This window comes from Thermonema rossianum DSM 10300, assembly GCF_000426825.1.
Taxonomy (GTDB): Bacteria; Bacteroidota; Bacteroidia; order Cytophagales; family Thermonemataceae; genus Thermonema; species Thermonema rossianum.
The window spans coordinates 75,027-100,929 of record NZ_AUGC01000012.1 but is presented as its reverse complement, the minus strand read 5'-3'; the positions used below and the strand labels follow the sequence as shown (position 1 = coordinate 100,929).

General features: G+C 49.1%; 21 protein-coding genes. 5 read left to right on the top strand and 16 right to left on the bottom strand.

Annotated elements, in window-relative coordinates:
* Nucleotides 1-116: 116 nt before the first annotated feature.
* From uvrA to gldD, 11 genes are all read right to left on the bottom strand, one after another.
* Nucleotides 117-2,948, bottom strand: a complete 2,832-nt coding sequence (gene uvrA / locus K384_RS09540; protein ID WP_038031744.1) for an excinuclease ABC subunit UvrA — start codon at nt 2,946-2,948, stop codon at nt 117-119.
* Between the two features lie 55 nt (nt 2,949-3,003).
* Nucleotides 3,004-3,837, bottom strand: a complete 834-nt coding sequence (tatC, locus tag K384_RS09535; RefSeq protein ID WP_038031741.1) for a twin-arginine translocase subunit TatC — start codon at nt 3,835-3,837, stop codon at nt 3,004-3,006.
* A gap of 553 nt (nt 3,838-4,390) precedes the next feature.
* Nucleotides 4,391-5,668, bottom strand: coding sequence for a serine hydroxymethyltransferase (locus K384_RS09530; protein WP_038031739.1), 1,278 nt, complete (start codon nt 5,666-5,668; stop codon nt 4,391-4,393).
* A 58-nt stretch (nt 5,669-5,726) separates the two neighbouring features.
* On the bottom strand, nt 5,727-6,023 hold the full coding sequence (locus K384_RS09525) for a hypothetical protein (RefSeq protein WP_038031738.1): 297 nt from the start codon (nt 6,021-6,023) through the stop codon (nt 5,727-5,729).
* A gap of 40 nt (nt 6,024-6,063) precedes the next feature.
* Nucleotides 6,064-8,643, bottom strand: coding sequence for an adenosylcobalamin-dependent ribonucleoside-diphosphate reductase (locus tag K384_RS09520; RefSeq protein WP_038031736.1), 2,580 nt, complete (start codon nt 8,641-8,643; stop codon nt 6,064-6,066).
* 121 nt (nt 8,644-8,764) lie between these two features.
* Nucleotides 8,765-10,078 carry an adenosylhomocysteinase gene (ahcY, locus tag K384_RS09515; protein WP_038031735.1) on the bottom strand — a complete coding sequence of 438 codons (1,314 nt, stop codon included), beginning with the start codon at nt 10,076-10,078 and terminating at the stop codon, nt 8,765-8,767.
* A 102-nt stretch (nt 10,079-10,180) separates the two neighbouring features.
* Nucleotides 10,181-10,387, bottom strand: a complete 207-nt coding sequence (locus tag K384_RS09510; protein WP_038031734.1) for a hypothetical protein — start codon at nt 10,385-10,387, stop codon at nt 10,181-10,183.
* 107 nt (nt 10,388-10,494) lie between these two features.
* On the bottom strand, nt 10,495-11,895 hold the full coding sequence (locus K384_RS09505) for an NAD(P)(+) transhydrogenase (Re/Si-specific) subunit beta (protein ID WP_038031732.1): 1,401 nt from the start codon (nt 11,893-11,895) through the stop codon (nt 10,495-10,497).
* A gap of 3 nt (nt 11,896-11,898) precedes the next feature.
* Entirely contained in the window at nt 11,899-12,195 is a 297-nt protein-coding gene (locus K384_RS09500) for an NAD(P) transhydrogenase subunit alpha (RefSeq protein WP_038031730.1), read from the bottom strand.
* 13 nt (nt 12,196-12,208) lie between these two features.
* The gene (locus K384_RS09495) at nt 12,209-13,339 is read right to left on the bottom strand and encodes a Re/Si-specific NAD(P)(+) transhydrogenase subunit alpha (protein ID WP_038031729.1); all 1,131 of its coding nucleotides are present in this window, start codon (nt 13,337-13,339) and stop codon (nt 12,209-12,211) included.
* Nucleotides 13,340-13,414: 75 nt separating this feature from the next.
* Nucleotides 13,415-14,020 carry a gliding motility lipoprotein GldD gene (gene gldD, locus K384_RS09490; protein WP_038031795.1) on the bottom strand — a complete coding sequence of 202 codons (606 nt, stop codon included), beginning with the start codon at nt 14,018-14,020 and terminating at the stop codon, nt 13,415-13,417.
* Nucleotides 14,021-14,111: 91 nt separating this feature from the next.
* Here gldD and K384_RS09485 point away from each other — a divergent pair, with 91 nt between their 5' ends.
* The gene (locus tag K384_RS09485) at nt 14,112-15,347 is read left to right on the top strand and encodes a S41 family peptidase (RefSeq protein WP_084147187.1); all 1,236 of its coding nucleotides are present in this window, start codon (nt 14,112-14,114) and stop codon (nt 15,345-15,347) included.
* Nucleotides 15,348-15,692: 345 nt separating this feature from the next.
* Here K384_RS09485 and K384_RS09480 read toward each other — a convergent pair whose 3' ends face one another.
* The 4 genes from K384_RS09480 to truA all read right to left on the bottom strand — a co-directional run bounded on the left by K384_RS09480 (nt 15,693) and on the right by truA (nt 20,654).
* Nucleotides 15,693-17,084, bottom strand: coding sequence for a dihydrolipoamide acetyltransferase family protein (locus K384_RS09480; protein ID WP_038031726.1), 1,392 nt, complete (start codon nt 17,082-17,084; stop codon nt 15,693-15,695).
* Between the two features lie 372 nt (nt 17,085-17,456).
* Complete coding sequence (locus tag K384_RS09475; protein ID WP_038031725.1) at nt 17,457-18,041, bottom strand: adenylate kinase; 585 nt, start codon at nt 18,039-18,041, stop codon at nt 17,457-17,459.
* A 65-nt stretch (nt 18,042-18,106) separates the two neighbouring features.
* On the bottom strand, nt 18,107-19,876 hold the full coding sequence (locus tag K384_RS09470) for an ABC transporter ATP-binding protein (RefSeq protein ID WP_038031724.1): 1,770 nt from the start codon (nt 19,874-19,876) through the stop codon (nt 18,107-18,109).
* Nucleotides 19,869-20,654, bottom strand: coding sequence for a tRNA pseudouridine(38-40) synthase TruA (truA, locus tag K384_RS09465; protein ID WP_038031721.1), 786 nt, complete (start codon nt 20,652-20,654; stop codon nt 19,869-19,871). The genes K384_RS09470 and truA overlap by 8 nt, the downstream gene beginning before the upstream one ends.
* A 90-nt stretch (nt 20,655-20,744) precedes the next feature.
* On the opposite strand from truA, the gene K384_RS09460 reads away from it, so the two are divergent.
* The gene (locus K384_RS09460) at nt 20,745-21,329 is read left to right on the top strand and encodes a thioredoxin family protein (protein ID WP_038031720.1); all 585 of its coding nucleotides are present in this window, start codon (nt 20,745-20,747) and stop codon (nt 21,327-21,329) included.
* A gap of 152 nt (nt 21,330-21,481) precedes the next feature.
* On the top strand, nt 21,482-22,552 hold the full coding sequence (gene gldB / locus K384_RS09455) for a gliding motility lipoprotein GldB (RefSeq protein ID WP_157630119.1): 1,071 nt from the start codon (nt 21,482-21,484) through the stop codon (nt 22,550-22,552).
* Here gldB and K384_RS09450 read toward each other — a convergent pair.
* Nucleotides 22,542-23,018 carry a CYTH domain-containing protein gene (locus K384_RS09450; RefSeq protein ID WP_038031719.1) on the bottom strand — a complete coding sequence of 159 codons (477 nt, stop codon included), beginning with the start codon at nt 23,016-23,018 and terminating at the stop codon, nt 22,542-22,544. The genes gldB and K384_RS09450 overlap by 11 nt on opposite strands.
* 64 nt (nt 23,019-23,082) lie before the next feature.
* On the opposite strand from K384_RS09450, the gene K384_RS09445 reads away from it, so the two are divergent.
* Together K384_RS09445 and K384_RS09440 are read left to right on the top strand one after the other, a co-directional pair.
* Nucleotides 23,083-25,413 (top strand): ATP-binding protein, encoded by a 2,331-nt coding sequence (locus K384_RS09445; RefSeq protein ID WP_038031717.1) that lies wholly within the window; start codon nt 23,083-23,085, stop codon nt 25,411-25,413.
* 59 nt (nt 25,414-25,472) lie between these two features.
* Nucleotides 25,473-25,895, top strand: coding sequence for a response regulator (locus K384_RS09440; protein WP_038031715.1), 423 nt, complete (start codon nt 25,473-25,475; stop codon nt 25,893-25,895).
* The last annotated feature ends 8 nt before the right edge of the window (nt 25,896-25,903 follow it).

Here is a 25,903-nt window from a genome sequence, read left to right as displayed (position 1 = left end):
AAGAGAAAGCGCTTGAAATGACAAAGGGGGAATAGAAAGGGCAAAGAACAAACTAAAAAGAGGCAACAACGGCAGTATCCAAAAGGAAAGCGCCTGCCTCCCCCCACTCCTATTGCTTACTTGCCGGCAAACTGTCCTTGTTTCAGTTCCATGCGCAAGAAGCGCCCCGTATGGCTGTGCGGATGAGCCGCCACCTCTTCGGGGGTACCCTCACAGACGATGGTTCCGCCTTGTGCGCCACCTTCCGGACCCAAGTCTATCAGGTGGTCGCATACTTTGATGACATCCAGATTGTGCTCTATGATAAGCACCGTATTGCCTTGTTCCACCAGGCGGTTGAGGAAATCGAGCAGGCGCTCAATGTCTTGAAAGTGCAGGCCGGTAGTAGGCTCGTCGAGAATATAAAAGGTGTTGCCGGTGCTTTTGCGCGCCAGCTCCGTTGCCAGCTTGATGCGCTGCGCTTCACCGCCCGACAAGGTGGTGGCCGGCTGCCCCAAGGTAAGGTAGCCCAGCCCCACTTCGTTGAGCACAGTCAAGTAGCGGGCTATCTGTGGGTGGTTTTCAAAAAAGGTGGCGGCTTCTTCTATGGTCATATCCAGCACGTCGGCAATGGATTTGCCCTTGTATCGCACTTCGAGTGTTTCGCGGTTGTAGCGCTTGCCTTTGCACACATCGCAAAGCACCTGCACGTCGGGCAAGAACTCCATTTCGATGGTTTTCACGCCGGCGCCCCCACAGGCTTCGCAGCGTCCCCCTTTTACATTGAAAGAGAAACGCCCGGCTTTATAGCCGCGTATTTTGGCTTCGGGCAGGTCTTTAAACAAGTTGCGTATATGGGTAAATACACCCGTGTAAGTTGCCGGATTGGAACGCGGCGTACGTCCGATGGGCGCTTGGTCTATTTCTATGACCTTGTCGATATGCTCCAAGCCCTCGATGCTGTCGTAGGGCAGCGGGTCGCGCTGTGAGCGGTAGAAGTGCTTGCGCAAAATAGGAAACAGTGTATGATGAATAAGGCTTGACTTGCCGGAGCCTGACACACCCGTGATGCCTATCATGGTGCCCAGCGGGAAGCGCACGGTGATGTCTTTGAGGTTATGTCCACGTGCGCCTTTCAGTATCAACATTTTGCCATTGCCACGCCGGCGCTTGGCCGGCACTTCTATTTGCCGCTCGCCTTTTAAATAGAGCGCCGTGGCACTGCGCGGGTTGTCCATTACTTCTTGGGGGCTACCCTGCGCCACCACTCGTCCTCCATGGCGCCCGGCGCCCGGGCCTATGTCTATGAGATGATCGGCTACCAGCATCATGTCTTTGTCGTGTTCTACCACAATGACCGAGTTGCCTATGTCGCGCAGGGCTTCCAAAGCACGAATGAGCTTTTCGTTGTCGCGCTGGTGCAAACCGATGCTGGGCTCGTCGAGCAGGTAAAGGACGCCCGTCAGTTGGGTGCCTATTTGGGTGGCAAGGCGGATGCGCTGGGCTTCACCGCCCGACAGTGTGCGCATGGGGCGGTCAAGGGTGAGGTAATACAGCCCCACATCCAAGAGGAAGTGCACACGCTTGCTGATTTCTTTGAGTACTTCTCCGGCAATGAGACGCTGCGTGGGGTTCAGGCGTCCGGGCAATTGGCTTAGCCATGCATCCAGTTGATGCAGGTCCATGGCGGCCACTTCGGCTATGTTCTTGCCGTCTATTTTGAAATACAAGGATTCTTTTTTGAGGCGTGCGCCTTGACATTCAGGGCAGGGCTCGCTCACTACAAACTCACCGACGAAGTCGCGTATTTTGGTGGTTCCTTCTTGCAATTGGCGTTCCAAGAAAGGAATGATGCCTTCGAAGTCGGTTTCCCACTCTTCACCGGGATATTTTTTTGACGGCACCGCTATCTTTTCTTTTGAACCATAAAGCAAGATATTGATGACTTCTTCGGGTAGTTTTTTGACGGGGGTCGTCAGCTTATAGCCGTGTTGTTTGAGTATGCCGGCTATTTTTTTGAAAATCCATATGTCGCGGTATTCGCCCAGCGGGGCAATGGCGCCCAGTTTAATGCTCAGGTCCGGGTCGGGAAAGATGGCTTCGCGCGGAATGTGTTCTATCACACCCAAGCCTTCGCATTTGGGACAAGCCCCATAAGGCGAGTTGAACGAAAACATATTGGGTGCCGGGTCGTCATAGGCAATGCCCGAGTCGGGACACATCAGGCGCTTGGAATAAAAGAAAGGCTTGCCCGCCTCGTCGATGACCAGCAGCAGACCGTTGCCCTCTTTGAGGGCTTTGCGCACTGACTGTGTCAAGCGGTGGCGGTCCTCTGCTTTGGGACGCAGACGGTCAATGACCAGCTCTATATCGTGGATTTTATAGCGGTCGAGCTGCATCTTGGGCTCTATGTCGCGCACTTCGCCATCTACACGCACTTTGGTGTAGCCACTTTTTTCAAGCTTCTTGAACAGTTCTCGGTAGTGCCCTTTGCGCCCCCGCACCAAAGGGGCAAGCAGCTGTATTTTTTGTCCGGCAAAGCGCTCCAGTATAGAATTGGTGATTTGGTCCTCGGACTGCCGCACCATCTTCTTGCCGGTCACATAAGAGTAGGCTTCGGCAGCACGGGCATACAACAGGCGCAAGTAATCATATATTTCGGTGGTGGTGCCTACCGTAGAGCGCGGGTTGCGTGAAGTTGTCTTCTGTTCTATGGCAATCACCGGGCTGAGCCCTTCGATGCTGTCCACATCGGGGCGCTCAAGCGTGCCCAGAAAATTGCGGGCATAAGAGGCAAAACTCTCCAGATAGCGGCGTTGCCCTTCGGCATAGAGGGTATCGAAGACCAAAGAGGATTTGCCGCTGCCGCTTACGCCGGTAATCACCACCAAACGGAAACGGGGAATGTCAATGTCAATATTTTTCAGGTTGTGCACACGGGCACCACTCACACGAATAAACTGCTCCATTGCTTTGTTTTATGTTGCCTTCCGCTTAAACACGCTCGCCGGCAATCAGGTTTTTTCAGGCATCACGCTTTTGCAATGCTTCTTGCCGTTCTTCTTTCTTCTTTACGAAGCCCGCAATGAAGATACTGATTTCATAGAGTAAAATCAGCGGCAAAGCCACAATAATTTGACTGAAAACATCGGCAGGCGTAATGATGGCTGCCACCACGAAGATAACCACGATGGCATGCCGCCGGTAGGCTTTCATGCTTTGCGCACTCACGATGCCCGCCTTGGCAAGGAAATAGACCAATATGGGCAGTTGAAACAGCAAGGCACAACCCAGCACCAAGGTGAGCATGGTGGACACATAAGAAATAATATCGAACTCGTTGATAATAGAGGGGTCAAGGGTGTAGTTAGCCAAGAACTGCACCGAAATGGGGGTGAGAATATAATAGCCGAAAAGGGCACCTGTAAGGAACAAGAAAGAAACTACCAATACCACCCCGGTGGTTACCCGGCGTTCATTTTCATATAAGCCGGGCTGCACAAAGCGCCACAGTTCCCAAAACACATAAGGAAATGCAATGATTAAACCAATGACAAAGGAAGAAGTCAAGTGCATGAGAAACTGCCCTGCCATTTTGCGGCTCTGCAGGGTAAAGTTCAATTTATCGAAGCAAAGCGCCGGTGATTCTATGAGCTGCCCCAGTTCACACAGTTTGCGGTAAGTCCAGAAGTCAAGGCGTGTGGGTCCCAGCACTATCTTACCAAAAAAGAAGTCCTTGTAAATAAAAGCCACCACCGTAAACACCAGAATCGCCACCAGCGAGCGAATCAAGTGCCAGCGCAGTTCTTCGAGGTGGTCTATGAAACTCATTTCTTTGTCATCCACAGGCTTTGCCATCGGTCATGCTCTTTATTTTGAAAAAGCAAATCTACATGCTACAGCAGGAATTTACAATTACAGGCTCCGGGAGCGGCAAAGCAGTTACTTTTTTCCGGCTGTGCTCAAAAGGGCAGGACAAAAGGCAGCTTGCCATCTCGAACGAGCGAAGCGAGTGAGAAATCTCAAATCTCATCGCACCAAAGCCACAAGAAGCAACAGAGATTTCTCGCTAACGCTCGAAATGACAAGAGAGCCCTTGATAACAGAGCACAGTGACTGCGAAAACATAGCTTGCCATCTCGAACGAATGAAGCGTAAAGTGTCATCTCCAACCGAACACAGCTTGTCATTTCGAACGGAGCGTAAGTGTAGAGTGTCATTTCGAACCTCACGTAGTGAGGTGAGAAATCTCGTCAAACCAAGCCACAAAAAACAAAGAGATTTCTCGCTTGCGCTCGAAATGACAAAGGGGAGTTGAAACGACAAGGGCAAGGCGCTTGAAATGAGAAGGAGGAATGCGAAATCGACACCAAGGCACCAGATATGGCGCCTTGGTGCATGTGCCATTTATTTACCAGCTGAACAGCGGGAACTGCTGCATGAAAGTATGCACTTCTTGTTTGATTTGCTCAAGTGCTGCGTCGTTGTCTGCATTTTGCAGGCTGCGGTCTATCCAATCCACAATTTGCTCCATATGTTCGGTACGCAAACCGCGGGTGGTGATGGCAGCTGTGCCCACCCGTATGCCCGAGGTCACAAAAGGCGATTGGGTATCGAAAGGCACCATGTTTTTATTCACGGTAATATCGGCTTTGCCCAAGGTTTCTTCTGCTTTCTTGCCGGTAATGCCTTTGTTGCGCAGGTCTATGAGCATGAGGTGATTGTCTGTGCCGCCGGAAATGATTTCGTATCCTCTTTTCACAAAAGCGGCTGCCATGGCTTGTGCGTTGTCGCGCACACGCTGCACGTAGGCAGCATATTCATCGGTGAGGGCTTCATGGAAAGCCACCGCTTTGGCTGCAATCACATGCTCGAGCGGTCCGCCTTGGGTGCCGGGGAACACAGCACTGTCGAGCAGCGATGACATCATACGCAGGTTGCCTTTCTTGTCTTTGATGCCGAAGGGGTTTTCAAAGTCATGACGCAGCATAATCATGCCCCCACGTGGTCCCCGCAGGGTTTTGTGTGTGGTGGTGGTCACAATATGGCAATGCTCGAGCGGGTCGTTGAGCAGGCCACGGGCAATCAAACCGGCCGGGTGCGAAATGTCTGCCAACAACAAAGCCCCTACACTGTCGGCAATGGCACGCAAGCGGGCATAGTCCCAGTCGCGCGAATAAGCCGAAGCACCGCATATGATGAGCTTGGGACGCTCTTTATGCGCAATTTCCTCTACTTTGTCCCAGTTGATGCGTCCGGTTTCGGGTTCTACCCCATAAAATGAAGGCTGATAGAGCTTGCCGGAAAAGTTGACGGGCGAGCCGTGTGTCAGGTGCCCTCCGTGTGCCAAGTCGAAGCCCAGAATTTTGTCGCCGGGCTTGAGTACTGCCAGCATCACGGCGGCATTGGCTTGTGCGCCGGAATGCGGCTGCACATTCACCCAAGTAGCCTTGAACAATTGCTTGGCGCGCTCGATGGCTAAGGTTTCTACTTCATCTACAAATTGGCAACCTCCGTAGTAGCGCTTGTAAGGCAAGCCTTCGGCGTACTTGTTGGTGAGCACGCTGCCCATGGCTTGCATCACCTGCTCCGAAACGAAGTTTTCGGAAGCAATGAGCTCAATACCGCTCTTTTGGCGGTTTTCTTCTTTGGCTATAAGGTCGAAAATAGCTTGGTCGCGATGTGTCATAAATCACAAGAAATTGAAGGGTGAAAGAAAAGGTGTCGTTGTGCCAAATATACGGCAGCTAAAGAGTTGGCACAAATTCAAAAAGCTGTTCAGGCTGTTTGTTTTTTAAAGTGAAAAAATGCTTTTTCTTGTTTTGTCTTTTCGTGCTTTCTCTTCGTGTCATTTCGCCACCCCCCTTCATCATTTCGAGCGTAAGCGAGAAACCTCTTGCCTTAAAGAGATACTTGACTTGACGAGACGTCTCACTGCGTTCGCTTCGAAGTGACACGCCCCGCTGCGCTCCGTTCGAAATGATAAACTCTGCTTTCTCCGCTACAAGTAAGCGATAAAAAAAGCGATGCCGGAAAAGCGGCATCGCCCTGTGTTTTTTATTTTATCGAAGCTTATGCACTGCCTTATGAGCATTGGCTCATGCCACAGCTCTTGCAGTTAAGGCAGCCCTCTTCATAGACCAGTGCGTTGTCGCCACAGTTGGGACACTCATTGTCTGCGGGCACCGTGCCGTCCGGAATATAACGTTTGAGTGCACGCACCACGCCGTTTTTCCAAGTATTCAGGCTTTCGTCGTTCAGGTGCAGGTCATTGACCATATCCACCACGTATTCGATGGGCATGCCATGGCGCAACACTCCGGAAATCAACTTGGCATAGTTCCAATATTCTTTATTGAAGGTGCGCGACAAGCCTTCGATGGTTACCCGGTAGCCGTCTTTGTCTATGTATTGAAAATCGTAGCGCGAACGCCCTTCCCCGGTGCGGTTTTTAATCACCCAACCTTTGCTTACCTGCGACAGAATAGAGAAAGAATCTTCGGCACGCCCGGTGAATATTTCATAGGGGCGCCCGTTGAGCAAGCCCACCACGGCTACCCAATCTTCGTCGTTGTTTTTGAACTGAATCACGTCGGCTTCCAGCACTTTGGGGCGCTTGGGCGCATTGGTGTTTTTGAACTCTGTATTTTGAGCGTCTTCTTTTTTCTTCTTGTCTGACACAAGCACACCCGAGCGCGAGCCTTCGCGGTACACGGTGATGCCTTTGCATCCGGCTTCCCAACCGGTCATGTAGATTTTGGCTACCATCTCCTCAGAGGTTTCTTCGGGGATGTTCACCGTCACGCTAATAGAGTGGTCCACCCACTTTTGAATAGCCCCCTGCATCTTCACCTTTGCCACCCAGTCTATGTCGTTGGCTGTAGATTTATAGTAAGGCGATTGCTTGATGATGGCTTCCAGTTCTTCATAGGGCAGCTTGGCTACTTCTTCGGGGTCATAGCCTTTTATCTTGAGCCAGTCTGCAAATTTATGATGGAATACATGGTACTCTTCCCATGCATCCCCTACTTCATCGACAAAATCGACCCGCACATTTTTATCGTTGGGGTTCACTTTGCGGCGGCGTTTGTAAGACACCAAAAAGACAGGCTCGATACCCGAAGTGGTCTGTGTCATGATGCTGGTGGTGCCGGTAGGCGCAATAGTCAACAGCGCAATATTGCGACGCCCGTGCCGGCACATCTCTTCATAAAGAGCGGGGTCTGCCTCACGCAAACGCTTGATGAAGGGGTTATTTTCTTCGCGTGCAGCGTCATAAATGGGAAATGCCCCACGCTCTTGTGCCAGCTTCACCGACGAGCGATAAGCCTCAAGAGCCAGTGTTTTGTGTACCTGAACGGAGAAATCAATGGCTTCATCGCTGCCGTAACGGTAGCCCAAAGCCGCCAGCATATCGCCTTCAGCCGTGATGCCCACGCCGGTGCGACGCCCTTGTATGCACTTTTCGCGTATTTTATGCCACAAACGCAACTCCCGCTCCTTAATTTCCAAATCTTCGGGGTCGTTCTCTATTTTGGCTATGATTTGGTCTATTTTTTCCAGTTCCAAATCCACGATGTCGTCCATGATGCGCAAGGCAAGTTGCGCGTGCTCTTTGAACTTGTCCCAATTGAAATAGGCTTCTTCGGTAAAGGGTTTTTCTACGTAGCTGAACAGGTTGATAGCCAACAGGCGGCAGCTGTCATAGGGGCAGAGAGGTATTTCGCCACAGGGGTTGGTCGATACGGTACGGAAACCCAAGTCAGCATAGCAGTCAGGCACCGACTCCCACAAGACAGTATCCCAGAACAAAACGCCCGGCTCTGCCGACTTCCATGCATTATGAATGATTTTTTTCCACAGCTTGCGGGCATCTATTTCTTTTTTGAAGCGGGGCTCGGGGCTGTCTATGGGGAACTGCTGCACATAGGGCTTGCCTTCTTTGACTGCCCGCATGAAGTCGTCGTCTATTTTCACCGACACATTGGCACCGGTTACTTTGGTGCCATCCAGTTTGGCATCAATGAAGGCTTCGGCGTCGGGGTGCTTGATAGAAATGGTGAGCATCAAAGCGCCACGCCGTCCGTCTTGTGCCACTTCGCGGGTAGAGTTGGAATAGCGTTCCATGAAAGGCACCACGCCGGTCGAGGTCAGGGCGCTGTTCATCACGGGTGAGCCCTTGGGGCGTATATGAGAGAGGTCATGCCCTACACCACCGCGCCGCTTCATCAATTGGATTTGCTCCTCGTCTATTTTCAAGATACCGCCATAGGAATCACCGGGTCCGTTATGCCCAATGACAAAGCAGTTAGAAAGAGATGCTATTTGAAAAGGATTGCCAATACCGGTCATGGGACCGCCTTGGGGCACGATATAGCGGAAGTCCTTGAGCAGCTGATAAATTTCTTCTTCGGAAAGGGGGTTGGGATATTTCAGTTCAATGCGGTGAATCTCTTTTGCCATGCGCCGGTGCATGTCGTCGGGCGTAAGCTCGTAGATTCTGCCAAAAGAGTCTTTCAATGCATATTTGTTGACCCACACACTGGCTGCCAGTTCATCACCGCCAAAGTATTTTTTCGAAGCCTCGATGGCTTCGGCTGCAGTGTACACGGGGCGGTCGTCAAGGGTTTGTTTGCCGGTTGATTTTAGTTCTATTTGGTTCATAGGACACAAGGCTTTTATGGGGTGAGCGTCGAAGGGAAATAAGGTATGCACACAAGATAGGAAAAGAAAAGAGTGTGGCTTCCGGGAAGCCAACACTCTTGTTTATGCTTTATAGACCGTATTAATAACGGTAATGCTCCGGTTTGAAAGGACCTTCTACGGGCACGCCAATGTATTCGGCTTGCTCGGGGGTGAGGGTATCGAGCTGGGCGCCCAGCTTGCCCAAATGCAAACGGGCCACTTTTTCATCCAAGTGCTTGGGCAGAATATACACTTTGTTTTCGTATTTCTCGTGGTTGTTCCACAATTCTATTTGCGCCAACACCTGGTTGGTGAATGAACAAGACATCACGAACGAGGGGTGTCCGGTAGCACAGCCCAAGTTCACCAGACGGCCTTCGGCAAGTAAGATAATTTCTTTGCCGTCCACATTGTACATGTCCACCTGCGGCTTGATGTTCACACGGGTATGCCCATAGTTTTTCTTGAGCCAAGCCACATCTATTTCATTATCGAAGTGCCCGATATTGCAGACAATGGCCTTGTCTTTCATCATCTTGAAGTGACGCCCTACCACGATGTCGCGGTTGCCGGTGGCAGTTACTATGATGTCGGCTTGGGGGATGGCGTCATCCATACGCATGACTTGATAACCGTCCATACAGGCTTGCAGCGCGCAAATGGGATCTATCTCCGTTACAATCACACGCACGCCCTGGCTGCGCAGCGATTGTGCCGAGCCTTTTCCTACGTCGCCGTAACCGGCTACTACTGCCACCTTTCCGGCCAGCATCACGTCCGTAGCACGACGGATGGCATCTACCAACGATTCGCGGCAGCCATAACGGTTGTCAAACTTCGATTTGGTTACCGAGTCGTTCACGTTGATGGCAGGCACGGGCAGGGTGCCTTTTTTCATACGCTCGTAAAGACGATGCACACCCGTAGTGGTTTCTTCCGAAATGCCGCGAATGTCTTTCACCAATTCAGGGTATTCGTCCAATACGAGATTGGTCAGGTCACCACCATCATCCAGAATCATATTCAGAGGCTTGCCGCCTTCAAAGGCAAAGAGGGTTTGCTTGATACACCAGATATATTCCTCTTCGGTCATGCCTTTCCATGCGAATACGGGAATGCCCCGGGCAGCAATAGCCGCTGCCGCATGGTCTTGGGTAGAAAATATATTACAAGAAGACCAGGCAACTTCTGCGCCGAGTTCTACGAGTGTTTCAATCAACACGGCAGTTTGGATGGTCATATGCAAACAGCCGGCAATGCGGGCGCCCTTCAAGGGTTTTTTATCGCGATATTCCTCACGGATGGCCATCAAGCCGGGCATTTCTGCCTCTGCCAAATGGATTTCCTTTCTTCCCCAGTCTGCTAAGTTAATGTCTTTTACCTTGTACTTCAGGTTGTCTTGAGTTGTTGCCATACTTAAATTGCCATTTATGATAATAAAAATTGAGAGTACAAAAATACGAATCTACTTCACGAAAGCCAAACGCAAAAAAGCTAAAGCATCTGATTGTCAATATTATTCATGCCGGTAGTCGCAATACCATCGTTCTTCAAAAGTATGCAGGGGTGCTTTGCCGTTTTTCAATACGTCATAAACCATGTGTATGATGAAAAGGGGCGATACGCCGAAAATGAAAAATACTATTCTCGTTGCCCATGAAAAAGGAAGCAAGAAGACAAAGAGCAGAAGCAAGAGGGTAGTCCAAATAACAGAAGGGCGCATGACTTTCGTTTTATTCTGAAACGCCCTGCTCAAGGAAATTGTTCGTGACGGGGATAATAAAAAAGGGCAGCCTTCGATGACTGCCCTTGCTTGCTATGTTTTTGCTATCAAGCATTTTCTTTTAGCTCGTTCACCACTTCGGTGATGGTTTTTTTGGCATCGCCAAACATCATCAGCGTATTGGGATAACCAAAAAGCTCGTTTTCGATGCCTGCATAGCCGGGGTTCATGCTGCGCTTGCACACAATGACGGTCTTGGCTTGATAAGCGTTCAGGATAGGCATGCCGTAGATGGGGCTGTTGGGGTCTTTGAGGGCAGCGGGGTTCACCACGTCGTTGGCACCAATGACCAGCACCACATCGGTATTGGCAAATTCGTCGTTGATTTGCTCCATCTCTACCAGTTTGTCATAAGGCACGTTGGCTTCTGCCAAGAGCACGTTCATGTGTCCGGGCATGCGGCCTGCCACCGGGTGTATGGCAAATTTCACATCAATCCCCCGCTTTTCGAGCAGCTCCATCAACTCACGCACCACGTGTTGTGCCTGCGCTACCGCCATACCGTAGCCGGGCACGATGATTACCGAAGAGGCACCGTCGAACAACATAGCGGCTTCTTCGGGATGCACTTCTTTCACCACCATATCGCTGCTGCCTGCGCCACTACCGGAACCACCGGTTTGTCCGAAGCCTCCCAGCAACACATTCACCAACGAGCGGTTCATGGCTTTGCACATAATTTGGGTAAGGATGAGCCCGGAAGCCCCCACCAACGCACCTGCAATGATAAGCACCTGGTTGTTGAGTACGAAGCCGGTGGCACATGCCGCAATTCCGGAATAAGAGTTGAGCAAGGAAACGACTACCGGCATATCGGCTCCGCCAATAGGGATGACCGTCAGCACCCCCAAGAGCAGCGCAATGCCCAGCATGAGCAGTAAGGGTACCACATTGGCAGGTGCCTGTATGCTCCACACAGCTGCCCCCACCATTGCCAATGCCAACACCAAATTAAGCAGGTGCTGCCCGCTGAATACGATGGCTTTGCCGCTTACTTTGCCGCTCAACTTGCCGTAGGCAATGAGTGAGCCGGTGAGCGTGATGGCACCAATGATGATACTAATCACAGTGGTAATGGCAGTGATGAGTTCGGGACTGCCCCCCTGCTCTATGGCCACATGCCACTGCTCAGAGGTAGCCACAAACATGGAAGCGGCACCACCAAAGCCGTTGAACAGCGCAACCATTTCGGGCATCTGTGTCATCTCTACACGCTTGGCAGCAATCAAACCGATGGCACTGCCCACCAAAATAGTGGCGAAGATTTCGGTCCAGCTTAGTATATTTTGGTGCATGAGGGTAACCCCCACGGCAATGAGCATGCCCACGGCAGAGTAGAGGTTGCCGCGCCGCGCCGTGGAAGGCTTGCCCAGTAATTTAATGCCCAATATAAACAACACACTGGCAACCAAATAGCCCAGTGCAATGATGAGTTCACGGTTTGTCATGGCTTATTTTTTCTTTTTCTTAAACATCTGCAACATACGGTCGGTCACGGCATAGCCCCCTACCACATTGATAGTGGCAAACAGCAAAGCAGCAATGCCCAATATCTTGGAAATGGCAAAATTTCCGGGTTCGGGTCCTGTTGCCAATATAGCCCCCACAATGGTAATGCCCGAGATGGCATTGGAACCGGACATGAGCGGGGTGTGCAAGGTAGGCGGCACTTTGGTTATCAGCTCAAAACCGACAAATGTTGCCAATATGAGCACATATAAAAGTGTAATGAGTGTTTGCGTATCCATAGAATTTTTGCTTTTAGTTTTTCTGAAGGATTTCTTTGGTCAAAGCATGCAGCAGCTCCCCATTGTGAGTGATGATGCTCTTGGCGGTGATTTCCTCTTCCATTTCCAGTTTAAAGCCTTCGGGTGTGGCCAAGTGGGTCAAAAACTCATAGATGTTGCGGGCATATAGCTCGCTGGCGTTCACAGGCACCAAAGAGGGCAGGTTCGACTCACCAATGATGGTGACGCCGTGCTTCACCACGGTCTTGTCTTTTTCGCTCAAGGCACAGTTTCCGCCCGAAGCCACTGCCATATCCACAATCACCGAGCCGGCTTTCATCGATTGCACCATTTCTTCGGTTACCAGCAGGGGCGCGCGTTTGCCTATGACCAAAGCGGTCGTAATCACCAAGTCGGCTTCTTTGATGCGACGGCTGATGAGTTCTTTTTGTTTCTGCAGAAACTCTTCCGACACTTCACGTGCATAGCCGCCTTCGGTTTTCACGCCTTCGGCTTCCACTTCAAGGAAGCGCCCGCCCAATGATTCCACTTGTTCTTTGGTTTCGGGACGCACGTCGGTCACTTCTACCACTGCTCCCAGCCGTTTGGCGGTGGCTATGGCTTGCAAGCCGGCTACCCCGGCGCCGAAGATAAGCACGCGTGCGGGGGTGATGGTGCCTGCCGCAGTCATCATCAAGGGGAAGATTTTACCCAGCGCGTCTGCCCCCATAATCACGGCTTTGTAACCCGCCAAGTTGGCTTGTGAGCTGAGCGCATCCATTTTCTGTGCACGCGAAATGCGCGGGATGGCATCCATGGCAAAAGCCGTAATTTTCTTTTGCAGACAGGCTTCTACCAACGGCGGGTTGGTATAGGGATACATAAAAGAGATGAGCACGGCACCTTCACGCATCCGGGCAACTTCGCCGGGGTCGGGTGCATTTACCTTCAGTACGACGTCGGCTTGCGCGTACAACGCCTCTCTATTGGCTTCAATATGTGCACCGGCTGCTTGATATGCCTCATCGCTGATGAAAGAGCCGGCGCCGGCGCCTTGCTCTACGTGCACCTCAAAGCCCGCTTTGCAGAGCTTTTGCACGATTTCGGGCGTAAGCGCTACTCTTCGTTCACGCTCCGCCAATTCTTTGGGAACACAGACTTTCAAGGTATTTTTTATTTTTTAATTGTCCAATGTTCCCAAATATTAAGACAAGAAAAAAGATTTAGCAAGAAAATCTTACTACTTTTTGGCAGGCAGGCTGTCGTTCCAGCGGGCGGTGTTGAGCATATGGATGATGTCTTTCTTGATAAAATCGATAACCGGTGCCAAAGAGTCGTTTTTAGTGGCCGTACGGAAATACAAGGCTCCACGCAAAAAGTGGCGCACGGAATCGGTAGTGTAAAACTGAAACTGGCTGGGCACTTCGCCGCTTAGTTCAAATACGGCCGCCTTCTGCCCCAAGGCATTTTTGAAAACCGTTTCTTCAATAGAGTATGCCTTGATTTGGTGTTTGGATGTAAGATGATAAGAGTCGTTGATTAACTCCATGAGCTTCTTTTCGGTGCTGTCGCTAATGTCTTTGTAAGTAACCTGCACTTCGGCATAGCCAAACTGCGGATAAATGATGTGAATCCAATAGGGCTCTGCCATCCACGAGCTGTCGGGGCGAATGATGGCATGTTTCGAATACTCAAAGAAGTAAGGGAAAGTATCGGGCAATGGTTGGTATTCATGCTCGGGTAAATCAATGCGGTTGTAACCTTTGGGCTTGGGCACATACTCCACTTCGCCTCCACAGGCGGCCAGCAATAGCACACAAAGACAAGCGCACCAAAATTTTCTCATCTGCATAGAGCTCAATTTTTTGCTAAATTTAGCAAAAAACAACGGTTACGAAGCTGTTTCCGTAAAGCATTCAAGAAAAAAGCAAATCATAATGAAACGACTTCTAATCAGTCTTTTGACTTCTGTGCTGCTGTTGACTGCCTGCCGCCGGCAAGAAAGCGTCATGCCCATCACTCAATTTGTGTGGGAAGTGATGGACCTCTATTATCTTTGGAACGACCAAATGCCCCGCGTGGATTGGCGCACCTATACCGACCCGCATCAGCTGTTGGAAGATTTGCGCTACAAACCGCGCGACCGCTGGAGTGTGCTCTACGACAACGGTCCCGAATTTTTGGCTTACCTGCAATCGGGACAGCGCAAGGCCTTCGGCTTCGGCTTGAAATGGGATGCCAACAATCAACTGCGCGTTGCTTATGTGTATGCCAACAGCCCTGCGGCACGTGCCGGCTTGCAACGCGGCGACATCATCCTGGAGGTGAACGGGCAAGTGCCTGACCCTAACACCGGCCTCAGCTTCACGGAAACCAGCACGATGAAGGTGAAAAAAAGAGACAGCGGCACCGAAGAAAGCATTACCATGACCAGTGAGCTACTCGACATCAATCCCATAGTAGCCACGAAGGTAATAGACACCAACGGCGTGAAGATTGGTTATGTGTGCTTCAATGTCTTTTTGAGTGATGCCGGTCCCTTATTGGATCAAACTTTCAATTATTTGAAAAACGAAGGCGTGCAAGAACTGATATTGGATTTGCGCTACAACGGCGGTGGCGATGTGGCCACAGCCCAACACTTGGGCAGCCTGCTGGCACCTTCTGCTGCCATAGGCAAGGTGTTTATGAAACAGGTGTATAATCAAAAGAACAGCGCCAACAACAAAGAGCGTTCTTTCGAAGAAAAAGCTGCCCGCCTCAACCTCAGCCGCCTGGTAGTCATTGGCACCGGCTCTACGGCTTCTGCCAGCGAGTTGATTATAAACGGGCTGCGCCCATTTATGGAAGTGAAACTGGTGGGCGACACCACCGCCGGTAAGAACGTAGGCTCGGCGGTCTTTACCCATCTCAACTACGCATTTCTGCCCATCATCTTCGAAAGCCGCAATGCCAACGATGAGTCGGATTATTATAACGGTTTTGTGCCCGACCACCTGAGTGATGACGACCTCACGCATGACTTTGGCGACCCGCAAGAAGCTTCGCTGGCAGCTGCCATCAATTATTTGCTCAATGGCAGTTTCCCGGCTGCTCAGCGCCGGCAAGTGCCACGGCAAACACCGATATGGCAAGATACCCCGCCTGTGAATATGATGATAGAGGTGGAATAAGGCAAGCCGCCGGAATGGCTGCACACATAACACATAAAGGGCACCCTCTCATGGGTGCCCTTTGTTATATGCTTTTCTGCCGGAAATCATAAAGCAAATTTTTTGGGAAATATTTTATTGAAGGGGACTTAGGCGCAGCTTGTCATTTCGAACGGAGCGAAGCGTAGTGAGAAATCTCAATTGCATCAAGTAACAAAATCAAAAGAGATTTTTCGCTTGCGCTCGAAATGAAAAAAAACCCCCTCTAAGCGTACATTAACAACTAAGCAAGTAAGATTTCAAAAAAAACAGGGCTGCCCTTCTTTATCTTAAAGAGCAACCCTGTGATATTTTTTACCAAGCAGTTTAGTACAGCTTACGCTCGAGGTTGAAGTTTTCGAGATAGTCGGCTACCCGGCGCACAAACATACCGCCCAGAGCGCCATCTACCACACGGTGGTCGTAAGAGTGCGACAGAAAGACCATATGACGGATACCAATCATGTCGCCGGTGGGGGTTTCAATCACCGCCGGTTTTTTGCGGATGGCACCTATTGCCAAAATGCCCACTTGCGGTTGCATGATGATGGGGGTTCCCATCACATTGCCAAACGAGCCCACATTGGATATGGTGTAGGTGCCACCGGTCAATTCGTCGGGTTTCAGTTTGTTTTCACGGGCACGGCGCGCCAAATCGTTGATGGCTTTTGCCAAGCCCACGATGTTATAACGGTCGGCATTTTTCAATACAGGCACAATGAGGTTGCCATTGGGCAGTGCCACGGCAATACCTATGTTGATGTCTTTGTGTTTGATAATTTTATCCCCATCCACCGACACATTCATCATGGGATAATCTTTAAGCGCCTTCACCACTGCCTCTACAATCATAGGCATATAGGTGATGGTGTCGTTTTCTTTTTGTTGAAACTCGGCTTTGATTTTGCGGCGCCAATATACCAGGTTGGTTACGTCGGCTTCTACGAAAGAAGTAACGTGGGGCGATATGTGCTTGGATTCCACCATGCGCTGAGCAATGATTTTGCGCATGCGGTCCATCTCAATGATTTCATCGCCCTCATACACGGGAATAGGCTGCGAAGGGCGCACTTTGGCGAAGAAGTCGGCAGTAATGCCCTCTGCCAACTGCACGGGTTGTGCTGCCGGCGTGCTTTTCTCGGCAGCAGGGGCAGTAGTTTGTGCCGGTTGCTGCACGGCGCCTTTTTTCTTCTGTTCTACATAAGCCAAGATGTCGGCTTTAGTTACGCGTCCGTCTTTGCCGGTGCCGGGTATGCGCGCCAGCTCATCCATGCCAATGCCTTCGGTCTTGGCAATGCTCATCACCAAGGGAGAGTAAAAGCGCCCGTCTTGGGGTTTGTCGAGCAGTTGAATGGTTTCGGTCATTTGGGCTTCCAAAACAGCTACTTCCTGCGGTGCTGCTTCTTCTGCCTGTTTGGCACTGCCGTTCAAAGCTTGTGCTTCACCTGCGCCACCATCGGTGGTTTCGTCGCCTTCGCCTTCGGTTTCGATGATGGCAATGGGCTGCCCCACGGGTACCACCTCCCCTTCTTTTGCCAAAATTTGTTTCAAAATGCCGGAATGGGTAGCAGGCACCTCGGTATCTACTTTATCGGTGGCCACTTCCAATATATACTCGTCTTGCTCGATGCGGTCGCCTTCTTTTTTCAGCCAGTTGATGATAGTACCTTCCATGATACTTTCGCCCATCTTGGGCATCACCATTTTTACAAGTGCCATCTGCGTGTATGTTTTAGGTTAAGGATTTGTGTATGCATTTCAAGTGCATACAAATTTAATACAAGCTATCTCTTTCACAAAAAGCAAGATGCTATTTGACAGGGTGTTTCTATCTGTCTAAAACAAAAGATATAAGGAAGAGCCGTTGCAATGAAGCGCTTGTATTTGTCAATAGGTGTTTTTTAAAAAAGTTTTTTTAAGCAAAGGAAAGGAATTAAAAAAGATTCAATTTAATCTTTGAATGAGTCTATTTTGGTTCTTAAAGTAAAGATTCACAAGAAAAAACTTGCTTAGCTCGCCCGGGGCATAATAAAAATGCCCTTTGTTTGTGGCAAAGGGCAATGATGTTGTCTTTGTGCAGATTGTATTGGCTTATGAGCGCACCAGGGCTTCTTCTACTGCTTCACATATTTTGGCAAAGATTTCTTCTATCTCACCTACGCCGTCAATTTTGCGCAGCTTGCCTTGTTTTTCGTAATAGTCGGCTACGGGAAGCGTCTCTTCCAAGTACACCCGGATGCGGTTGTTTATTTTGGCTTCGTCTTGGTCGTCCACACGTCCTTCCAGCTCGGCACGCTTCTTCAAGCGTTTTTTCAGCTCTTCTTCAGGCACTTCCAAGGCAATCATAACGCTTACCGAGGTGTTGAACTCTTTGAGCATCTCGTCGAGGGCTTCTGCCTGTGACACCGTGCGCGGAAAGCCGTCGAAAATAAAGCCTTTGGCACCTTGATGCGCCCGTATTTTATCGGCAACCATATCAATCACTACTTGATCAGGCACCAATTCGCCTTGGTCCATGTATTTTTGAGCCAACTGACCCAAAGGAGTACCTTCACTCAAATGCTTTCTGAAAAGGTCGCCGGTTGAAATATGCACCAAGTCGTACTTCTCGATAAGCTTTTTGCTTTGAGTACCTTTCCCCGCGCCGGGCGGACCGAATAAAACTAAATTTATCATGCTGTTTTCCAGTTTTGATATTTAGGTTATGCACAAGCGCTTAAAGATACAAAAAATAGTGAATATCAAGCGCGTGCCGCCATATATTGCATGCGGTAAAGGCGGGCATAATGCCCATTTTTTTTAAGCAATTCTTCGTGATCGCCGATTTCTACAATTTGCCCTTTGTCAAGTACAATAATTTTATCGGCATGTTGTATGGTAGAAAGGCGGTGTGCAATCACCAGGGCGGTGCGTCCTTTCATCAGTTTTTCGATGGCTTCCTGAATCAGCTCTTCGGTTTCAGTATCTACCGAAGAGGTGGCTTCATCGAGCACAATAATTTCGGGATGATACACCATGGCACGAATGAAGGAAATCAACTGGCGCTGCCCTACCGAAAGCGTGGCGCCCCGCTCCATCACGTTGTAGTCCAATTGCCCGGGCAAGCGTTCGATGAAGGCTTTGGCGCCTACCATCTCGGCAGCCTCCCATATTTGCCCGTCGGTAATGGCAGGATTGAAAAGCGTGATATTGTCGCGGATGCTGCCTGAAAAGAGAAATACATCTTGCAGCACCATGCCTATATGACGCCGCAACACTTCCACGTCGTAGTCTTTAATATTCACCCCATCGACCAAAATGCTGCCGCGCTCAATTTCATAGAAGCGGTTCAGCAAGTTGATGATGGAAGTTTTGCCGGCACCTGTTGCCCCTACAATGGCTACGGTCTCGCCTGCCTTTACTTCAAAGCTGATTCCTTTCAGCACATATTCGCCGGGATTGTAGGCAAACCATACATCGTCGAAGACCACCTCACCACGCAACGATTCGGGGCGGTAAGTGCCCGAGTCGGTAATCATGTTTTGGTTGTCGAGCAGTTTAAAAATACGCTCTGCACTGACAATGCCCATTTGTAATATATTGAAGCGGTCGGCAATGAGACGTATGGGCCGGAAGAAAAGGGAAATATACATCATGAAGGCAATGAGTGTACCCAGCGATACTTCTTGCTGCACCACCTCGCCTGCGCCGTACCATACCAGCAAAGCAGTGCCCAAGGCACCTATGACTTCAGCCACGGGGAAGTAGATGCTATAATAAAGTACCGATTTCAAGTTGGCGCGCCGGTGCTCGGCATTGATTTTTTTAAATTTTTCAAACTCGTGCTCTTCGCTGCCAAATATCTGCACGATGTTCATGCCCGTGATGTGTTCTTGCACGAAAGCATTAAGATTGGCCACGGCATTGCGCACCTCTTTAAAAGCTACTTTTATCTTCTCTTTGAAAATGTAAGTACTCAGCAGAAGCAAAGGCAACATGGAAAGGCTCACCAAAGTCAGACGCCAGTCGGTATAGAACATTACCGCCAAAATAGCCAGCAGCTGCAGCACGTCGGCAATCATGGCAGCCAAACCTTGGCTAAATACGTCGGAAAGTGTTTGCACGTCGGAAACCACCCGTGTAACAAGGCGGCCAATGGGCGTTTTGTCGAAAAACGAAAGACGCAGCCGCAAAATATGGTGATAGAGCCGGACACGTATATCACGGATGATGCTTTGTCCCAACCATGCCGCCCAGTAAGTATGCAGATATTGGGCAGCGGTTTGCAATGCCAACACCAACAACATCAGAAGCACCATCCACAGCAAGCCTTCGTATTGGCCTGCTTCCATGTAATGGTCCACGGTATATTGCACCAGATAAGGGCGCACCGGTCCCAATACCGCCAAGGTGAGGGTAAGGGCTACCACTGCCCAAAATACGCCTTTGTAGGGCTTGGCAAAAGCAAACAGCCGCTTGGCAATATACCAGTCAAATACATTTCCCGATTGGGCTTGTTTTTCTTCACTCATGATGATAAATCTGTTTTTCGGGCAAATAAGGATAACGCACTTCGGTCAAATAAAGACCATTGGGCAAAGCAGAAGTGCCCAACAAACGGCGGTCGCCGGTTTGTAAAGCTTCGTACCACGCTTCTGCGGGGCGTTTGCCGGCACCTATCTCCCACAAAGAGCCTACTATGGTGCGCACCATGCCCCGTAAAAAACGATTGGCACTGATGGTAAAACAAAGGGCCTGTGTGCCCGCTAAAGGCAAGGGCTTCCACTCCCAAATCGCTTTTGAAATATGACAGTCGTAATGTTTCACTTCTGTTTTGCCCGTTGCAAAGCAACGAAAGTTCGTATGATACAACAAGCTTTGCGCCAATTGGTTCATTTGTTCCACATCGGCCGGATAGGCATAATAAGTGGCCAGCTCATGCAAAAAAGGCATGGGCGTGGTATATACCCAGTACTCGTAGGTGCGAAGTGAAGCATCGAAACGGGCATGGGCTTTGGCATCGACTTCTATCAGGTCACGGATGACAATATCTTTGGGCAAAAGACCATTCATTTTGCCCAGAAAAGTGCGCTTGTCGAAAGGAATAGCTGCATCGAAGTGGGCAAACTGTTGCCTTGCATGCACGCCCGCATCGGTGCGCCCACTGCCGGTGATGGTCGTAGGTGCCCGCAATAAAATACTCAGGGCTTCTTCTATTTTTTGCTGAACACTGATGGCATTGGGCTGCCGTTGCCATCCACTGTATTGAGTGCCTTTGTATTGTATTTCAATGAAATACCTGCGTTTCATAAGTCTTTACTTGGGAACAAAGCTAAGGATTTATTTTTTTATGAGATAGTTTTACCTTTGTTTTAAAGAAGCAGTAAAAAACCATCAATCATGGCAAAAACCCCTACTTACTCCATACCTTTGGGCTTTGAAGCACCTGCTTTTGCTTTGCCGGATGTCATTTCCGGTAAAACCATCACCCTCGAAGACGTGAAAGGCGAAAAAGGCACGGTGGTGGCTTTCATCTGCAACCATTGTCCGTATGTAAAACACATGATAGACGCTTTCGTGGAAGTGGCACAAGAGTTCATGCCACAGGGCATCGGTTTTGTAGCCATCAACGCCAACGACGTGAGCCGCTATCCGGACGACGCCCCCGACAAAATGCTGTTGTTTGCCCAACAACACCGTTTTCCGTTTCCTTACCTCTTTGACGAAAGCCAAGAAGTAGCCAAAGCCTACTTTGCTGCCTGCACACCGGATATCAATGTGTTCGATGCCGGTTTGAAATGTGTATATCGTGGGCAGTTCGATGCCTCCCGCCCGGGTAACAATATACCGCCTACGGGCGAAGACCTGCGCAAGGTGCTGCACGCCCTCTGTGAAGGGGGAAGTATTCCCAAGGAACAGATACCCAGCATCGGCTGCAATATCAAATGGAAAGAAGGCAACGAACCGGAATACTTTAAAGTCTAAAAAAAGTAAGCCGATAGATTGGTTTACTTATCATTCCGCCCCTTGTCGAACAGAGTGCAGTAGAACCTTGGCGCTGCCTTTTGTATCTTAAATGCCATCAGCTTGAATATAAAAACCAAACGAAGCTCACGCTCAAAATGCAAACTATAAACATGATGCGTATAAACTGCCGCCTACAATGGCATACCATTCTTTTCAGTGCATCGCTTTTGCTTGTGCTGCTTGCCTGCGATTTCTCAGACAATGAAACAGACAATGGCTGTCTGCCCGATGTGGATACGGAAAACATAGATGTACAGGTGCAAATCGTGCGCACCGACAGCACCCTCTTTGCCTGCCGCAGTAAAGAAGAAGTAGCCCGGTGGCTTGAGCAATATCCGGACTTTGCAGAGCGTTATTTTTTGCGTTCACGATGGCCCAGTGACTCCCTTTTGGTTGAGGAGCTTTACAGGCTCATCGATACGCCTTCCTTGGACAGCGTGTACCAAGAGGTGCAGGCGGCTTATGGTGACATGCAGTGGTTAAAAAAAGAGTTTGAAGAAGCTTTCAAACGAGTGAAATATCACTTTCCCGGTTTCACCCCGCCTGTCATTTACACTTTCTTCACCGGCTACGGTAGCGGTGCCACGGTTACCCGCACCCCCGACCTCATGGTATCGGGCGACATGGCAGTCATAGGCATGGAGTTTTTTATGGGACCCGGATACCGCTTTCAGCCTCCTTATCCGCTCTATATTGCACGCCGCTATCATAGAGGCTCCATTGTGCCTTTTGTGCTGCAAATGTTGGCGCCCCGTTTTATTGACGAAGACCCCGAAGACAAAAGCATGCTTGCCGATATGATTTTTTATGGCAAAGCCTTCTATTTTGTTAAAAACATGTTGCCCTGCTTGCCCGACAGCACGCTTTTCGGCTATACCGAAAAGCAGGTGCTTACCCTGCAGGCCAACGAGCAGGCCATATGGCGGCACTATATCGACAAAAACGTGCTTTATGAAACCAGTCACTTGGTGAAGAAAGACTATGTGGACCCGGCACCTTTCTGCTACCCCATAGGCAAAGAATGCCCCGGCGAAGTAGGACGATGGACAGGCTATCTTATCGTGCGCCGTTACCATGAACGCCATCCGGAGTTAAGTCTTAAGCAAGTGTTGGCTGAAAAAGATGCCAAAAAAATATTAAGGGAATCAAAATACAAAGGCAACTACTACACTACCGATTAGCCCATGTTTTAAACGGATGAAATGCCAAGTATTGGTTAAAATAGCGGGCATCGTTTGATACCTCCTTGCTCACCCAAGGAGGTATTGCTATGCTCTCGGCTTCATGTGTAAGTTCCACTTCTGCCAATACCAAGCCTTCGTTTTCACCGTGAAACCAATCTATTTCCCAACATTTTCCGGCATATTCTACTTCATAACGTGTTTTTTCTACTCTTGGCAAAGGCATTGCGGCAAGCATTTGTTCCACATCTTGTGCCGGTATTTCGTATTCAAACTCTACCCGCCGGATGCCCTCGCTTTTCCCTTTGATAGTTAAAAAACCTTTATCGCCTTTTTTTCGCACTCTTACACTTATTTCCGTGCTTTCTGTCAGGTAGGCTTGAATGATTGCCTTCCCTTCTTTGTTTCTAATAATATTTGCAACTTCCTCTTTATCAACAATAAACTTTCTCTCTATCTCAACCATATCAAAACTTTATTTTAAGTTATGCTTTTTTTTATTACTTTATTTGCTCAATCGTAGGTTGATTATGATTATTCAAAGACAAAAGCCCCTGATTCAACTTATCAGCAATGACCATGTTTCAGCCATGGAATTGGAAGAGCGGCTGTTATCTCTCGGTTATGTGGTCTTAGCCAAAAATAAAAGTTTTGAACAAGGGGCAGCTGTGTTTGAAAGTCATCAGCCGGAATTAATCATTGCCGAATGGGACGATGCCTTCATAGATGATATTTATTTTCAACAACTGTTGCAAGAGCTGTCTGTACCCATTTTGTTTGTAAGTCTGGCGTTGACCCCTGCCTTGCATCAGCTGTGCCAAACAAGTCGCATGGTTCATTTGATTCAACGCTCTTTTGCAGACATCGACCTGCACAGTGCCATCCAACAAGTGCTTGGCACGGCTTCTATTTACAAGCAATATACCAAATATGAAGAGGAGCTCAAACAAAACGCGCGGCTCCTTCAGCTGTTTTTCAACCAAGCGCTTTCGGCTATTTTCTTTGCCATTACCCCCACTCCCCTGCGTTGGCGCAGCGAATTGCAAACGCCGCCTTTAGCTGTCCTTCGTCACCTGCAAGAGACCCTGACAATCACCAAGCATAACCGTTCTTTGGCAGAACAGTACCGTTTAAAACCGGAAGAAGGATTGATCAAACAACCGCTACGGTGCTTGTTTCCTTCGAACGAAATTTATGAGCACTTCCTGGCTACCCTCCTGGAAAAGAAGCAATGCCGCTTTACCTTTTCCAAAGAGCTCGCCGATGGCAGTGTGGCTACCTATGAGGGCAACTACAGTCTTATTTTAGATGAACAGGGGGCAGTTATCGGTGTGTTGGGCATTCAGCAAGACATCACCCACCGCAAGCGCCATGAACGCCTGCTGAAAATAAGCAAACAACGCTTCGAACGTCTGGCAGCCTACTCACCTGATATTATCATTGTTGCACACACACAAGACTTTCAAAAAATACGTTTCAGTTATGTCAATAAGCCTAATATTTTAGGTTTTAAAGAAAAAGCCATTGACAGCCCGGATAAACTCATGGAGCTTGTGCATCCACAGGACTTCCCTACCGTGCGCGCCTATTTTCAGGATATAAGTCAAAAAAACGAATATCCTCCCATACAAGTACGCTTGAAAAACCAAGCCGGCGAATGGGAGTGGTTTCAGTGTCAGTACGTGGTGTTGAGCCCTGAAGATGAGCAAGAAGGCAAAGGTTATTATGAAATACTTTTCTACCTGCACAACCTGACTGAAAAAATACGCTACGAAAATCAATTGAAAGAAGAGAAAGCCAATCTGCTGGCACTCATCGAAAGTTCTCATAATCCCATATTTTCCGTTGACAGGAAGTTGCATGTCAAAACTTATAACACGGCATTTTTAAACTTGATACATCACTTTAAGCCTGCCCTTCGTGAAGCCGCCGGTCAGCCCCTATCCGGTGTATTTCCCAAAGAAGAGCTGAATTTCTGGCTTGAGCATATTCAAAAAACATTCCTTGGCGAAAAGCAGGAAGTTCCCCACCGCTTGCATTTCAAGGAAAAAGGCACTGTTCACTATGAAGTAGCCTTTTACCCCATTATCGAAGAATCCCAAATTACAGGCGTCACGGTCATTGCCCGCGACGTCACAGAGCAAGAAAAGATGCGTCTTGCCCTCGAAAAAAGCAATTACGAGCTCGATACTTTCATTTATCGCTCTTCACACGACCTGCGTGCCCCGCTCAGCTCAATTTTAGGCTTGCTGCAGCTGCTGCGCATGCCCGTGTCCGACCAAGAAAAAACGCACTACATTCAACTCATAGAAAAAAGTGTGGCCAAGCTGGATCGAGTCATCTACAGTTTGATAGATTTCTCCCGAAACATGCACCTACCTCTGGAGTTTGGCTATGTAGATGTAGAGCAAATTGTGTATGACTGCTACGAGCAACTGCAAAGCCTGCCCCATGCTGACCGCCTCCGTATTCATTTCATAAATGGATGCCCCGAAGAGCTTGTTAGCGACGAAAACCGTCTCCGTATCGTGCTCTACCATCTTCTTTCCAATAGCATACGTTACCAGGATTTGCATAAAGAGGAAACGCATATCCACATTACCATCGAGTGCCACCAAGACACTTGGACACTCTCGTTCAAAGACAACGGTAAGGGCATTGCCGACAACATAAAACAGAATTTGTTTCACATGTTTCAGCGAAGCAATGAAGAAAACCGCGGAGCAGGACTGGGACTTTATATCATCAAGCAAGTAGTGCAAAAGCTGCAAGGCGAGGTGGAAATAAAATCGCAACTGGGCGAGGGCACCGAAGTCATCATCACACTGCCACTATTGAAAGAAAAGACGATTGTGCTTTAAGCATTTTTATTTTTGCCAAAAAAGTTTATTTTTGCTTAAAACTACAAGCTAACAACATTATGGAAAAAGCACCTGCCGTTGACCTTGTGATGCTCGTTGATGACAACGACACGGATAACTTCATCAGCAAGCGAATTATAGAAATCACCAAATTCGCCAATCGAGTTGAGATAAAGAACTCAGGAAAAAGCGCCCTCGAGTACATCGAAGCCAATGTAAACACACCGGAAAACCTGCCCGATTTAATTTTCCTTGATATCAACATGCCCATTGTTGACGGCTTCGTGTTTTTGTTCGAGTTCGAAATGTTTCCCGAAGAAGTAAAGAAAAAGTGCAAAATCGTCATCTTATCAAGCTCCGACAACAAACGTGACATCGATAAGATCGTGGACAACGAGTATGTAATTAAGTTTATCACCAAACCATTGACCGAAAACTCGCTCAATAGCGTACGGGATTTACTCAGTTCTATGGCATCATAAAAAACCCT

Bases quoted from the DNA above. Each gene is read 5' to 3' on its own strand.
- uvrA (WP_038031744.1), bottom strand. From the start codon at position 2,948: ATGGAGCAGTTTATTCGTGTGAGTGGTGCCCGTGTGCACAACCTGAAA.
- K384_RS09440 (WP_038031715.1), top strand. From the start codon at position 25,473: ATGGAAAAAGCACCTGCCGTTGACCTTGTGATGCTCGTTGATGACAAC.
- gldB (WP_157630119.1), top strand. From the start codon at position 21,482: ATGATGCGTATAAACTGCCGCCTACAATGGCATACCATTCTTTTCAGT.
- K384_RS09510 (WP_038031734.1), bottom strand. From the start codon at position 10,387: ATGCGCCCTTCTGTTATTTGGACTACCCTCTTGCTTCTGCTCTTTGTC.
- K384_RS09475 (WP_038031725.1), bottom strand. From the start codon at position 18,041: ATGATAAATTTAGTTTTATTCGGTCCGCCCGGCGCGGGGAAAGGTACT.
- K384_RS09530 (WP_038031739.1), bottom strand. From the start codon at position 5,668: ATGACACATCGCGACCAAGCTATTTTCGACCTTATAGCCAAAGAAGAA.
- K384_RS09500 (WP_038031730.1), bottom strand. From the start codon at position 12,195: ATGGATACGCAAACACTCATTACACTTTTATATGTGCTCATATTGGCA.
- tatC (WP_038031741.1), bottom strand. From the start codon at position 3,837: ATGGCAAAGCCTGTGGATGACAAAGAAATGAGTTTCATAGACCACCTC.
- K384_RS09485 (WP_084147187.1), top strand. From the start codon at position 14,112: ATGAAACGACTTCTAATCAGTCTTTTGACTTCTGTGCTGCTGTTGACT.
- gldD (WP_038031795.1), bottom strand. From the start codon at position 14,020: ATGAGAAAATTTTGGTGCGCTTGTCTTTGTGTGCTATTGCTGGCCGCC.
- ahcY (WP_038031735.1), bottom strand. From the start codon at position 10,078: ATGGCAACAACTCAAGACAACCTGAAGTACAAGGTAAAAGACATTAAC.
- K384_RS09505 (WP_038031732.1), bottom strand. From the start codon at position 11,895: ATGACAAACCGTGAACTCATCATTGCACTGGGCTATTTGGTTGCCAGT.
- truA (WP_038031721.1), bottom strand. From the start codon at position 20,654: ATGAAACGCAGGTATTTCATTGAAATACAATACAAAGGCACTCAATAC.
- K384_RS09520 (WP_038031736.1), bottom strand. From the start codon at position 8,643: ATGAACCAAATAGAACTAAAATCAACCGGCAAACAAACCCTTGACGAC.
- K384_RS09460 (WP_038031720.1), top strand. From the start codon at position 20,745: ATGGCAAAAACCCCTACTTACTCCATACCTTTGGGCTTTGAAGCACCT.
- K384_RS09470 (WP_038031724.1), bottom strand. From the start codon at position 19,876: ATGAGTGAAGAAAAACAAGCCCAATCGGGAAATGTATTTGACTGGTAT.
- K384_RS09525 (WP_038031738.1), bottom strand. From the start codon at position 6,023: ATGCCGCTTTTCCGGCATCGCTTTTTTTATCGCTTACTTGTAGCGGAG.
- K384_RS09480 (WP_038031726.1), bottom strand. From the start codon at position 17,084: ATGGCACTTGTAAAAATGGTGATGCCCAAGATGGGCGAAAGTATCATG.
- K384_RS09445 (WP_038031717.1), top strand. From the start codon at position 23,083: ATGATTATTCAAAGACAAAAGCCCCTGATTCAACTTATCAGCAATGAC.
- K384_RS09450 (WP_038031719.1), bottom strand. From the start codon at position 23,018: ATGGTTGAGATAGAGAGAAAGTTTATTGTTGATAAAGAGGAAGTTGCA.